This is a genomic window from Mycobacterium sp. (assembly GCF_049802695.1).
In the GTDB taxonomy this organism is placed as follows: domain Bacteria; phylum Actinomycetota; class Actinomycetes; order Mycobacteriales; family Mycobacteriaceae; genus Mycobacterium.
Genome location: NZ_JBARMY010000383.1, coordinates 1 through 2,051, shown reverse-complemented (window position 1 = coordinate 2,051; position 2,051 = coordinate 1). Strand labels below are relative to the sequence as shown.

2 protein-coding genes and 1 pseudogene are annotated in these 2,051 nt (G+C 62.4%); 2 read left to right on the top strand and 1 reads right to left on the bottom strand.

Annotated features, from left to right (window positions below):
- The coding region (locus tag WA317_RS15655; protein ID WP_425173897.1) for a polysaccharide lyase family 7 protein at window positions 1-530 on the bottom strand (530 nt) is incomplete at its 3' end.
- A gap of 559 nt (window positions 531-1,089) precedes the next feature.
- On the opposite strand from WA317_RS15655, the pseudogene WA317_RS15650 reads away from it, so the two are divergent.
- A pseudogene (locus tag WA317_RS15650) lies at window positions 1,090-1,671 on the top strand (transposase family protein); the annotation flags it as partial.
- A complete protein-coding gene (locus WA317_RS15645; protein ID WP_425173898.1) occupies window positions 1,563-2,051 on the top strand; it encodes a transposase family protein in 489 nt (162 codons plus the stop codon). The pseudogene WA317_RS15650 and the gene WA317_RS15645, both read left to right, overlap by 109 nt.

Here is a 2,051-nt window from a genome sequence, read left to right as displayed (position 1 = left end):
ATGGTCGCGGTGCGGCTGTTGGAGCCGTAGGTGGCGGTGCAGACGATGGTGTTCGCGTCGATGGCGCTGATGGTGTAATCGAACCGGGCGCCCAGCGGCACCCCGGAGATCAGGGGGTACTTCAGCGAGGTCGGACCGCTTTGTGTCTGCTTCACCACAGCCCGGATCGTTCCCCCGTCGTAGTGCAACATCACGAAGGACACCGAGCGAATATCCCCGGCGCCGTGTACCTGGCCGATGATGACATCAGGTTTTGCGCTGGGGACCTGTCCAACGGACACTGACGCGCGCAACGTGTGTCGACCGGTGCCAGCGGTGAAGGTCGTCAGGCTGACCAGCTCGGTGCGGGCGTGCTGTGAGTTCGGCGTGGTCGCACCCGCAACCGGCGCCCAGAACCGCAGGCTGCCGTCCGACTCCCTGGTCATCCACGGTGGCGCTCCCCGGCCAAGGTCATCGACAGTGGCCGCGGTGCCCTTGTCGCTCACCTCCGGGATCGTCAGCTTCCATCCCGCCAGGTTCGGGCCGCCCATCAGTGCCCCGCCGCTTCCTCTGGCACGAGCCCCGGCCTGCTGGCTCGAAGGCAGCGTGCTCGCCGAGCGGTCGCCGGCAGAGGGCCGGCTGGCTGACCCGCCAGGTGGTCCTGGCAGCACGATGATGATCACGGAGAGTGCACTTGCAATCCTGCTGATCACGGCCGCCCCCGATCGTTTGGACTGTTCACCGGACCGGAAACGCGAGCGGGGACTGGCCACAGGCGCCTGCCACCGCCATGGCCACGGCAACCCGTGCGCGGCCAGCGCTAGCATCGCACGCTGTCGCGCGACCGGTTGCGGAGCGCAATGTGTCGAACCCGAGGGCCGCATGCTTACTCACAGATTGGAGCCTGTTGGGCCGCCGACAGCGGCGGGCTCGAATCGGAATCAACCACTCGAAAGTGGCGCGCAATGCTCTTGTCGCGATGTTTCAGAACAGGACGCTGAGGTTGTAGGACCTCAGGACGGTGTGGTCGAGCAGGAGCGTTATTCAGAACTAGCTTGATCAAAATCTTGCCGGATTGCGGCGTGTCGTGGAGGGCAACGGCCTTCCTCAATGATATCGATGAGCTTACTAAGCCGAAACCGACCTCATCGAGGAAGACCGTTACGATCTCAACGTACCACAGGTTTGACACTCTCGCAGATGCAGGACCCGTTGCGCGTGTCCAGCGGGCTCTTACCACTCCGTGGCAGAAAAAGTATGGGCGTCCGAGAGCCTGCGGATTGTACCGGTCGGCAGAAATCGCGTGCATATACATACGGCAGGACATGCCACAAGAACTCCTGGGTGACTTTCATTAACATCTCACAGCCCACGGTGTCACGAATCGTGACAGTGCTCGTGCCGCTCGTGAGAGCTGTTCTGGAAGAGTTTGTGCCAACCGCGGCAGACGCCATCGAGATGGTTCAAGGCCGGGCATGCCTGGTCGACGGCACCATCACGCCCTGCTGGTCCTACGCCGACCATCACGAGTTGTGGAGCAGAAAGAAGGGCGTCACCGGGCTCAACGCGCAAGTCGTGGGCCTATTGGACGGGACGTCTGTGTACATTTCCGAGCCGATGCCTGGGAAACCCCACGATGCGGCCGCGTTCGCGCAATCACCGATAGCGGAAATCACCGAACACTCTGGTGGGGCCATCGCCGACGGCGGTACCAGGGGCATATCGATGCCACACCGCGAAGAAAGCCGCGAGGCGGACAACTCAGCGAGCGGGACAAGGAATGCAATACCGAGCTGTCGCGGCTACGCGCGCCAGTCGAAAGACTCATCGCACACTTTAAGTCATGGCGTATTCTCCACACTGACTACCGTCGACCATATGCAACCTACACCGACGCGTTCGACGCTGCCCGCGCCTTGTTCTTCTTCTCGATCAGCTGGGGTTTTGTCGGGTGGCCCGGGGGAATTTCACCCCCGGGCTCCCACAGAACCGTGCGTAACAGTCTCCCGTTACACGGCTCTTGTTGTCCTGGTCACCAGACTCGCGGGACCCAGTTGACCCATTGCCATTGA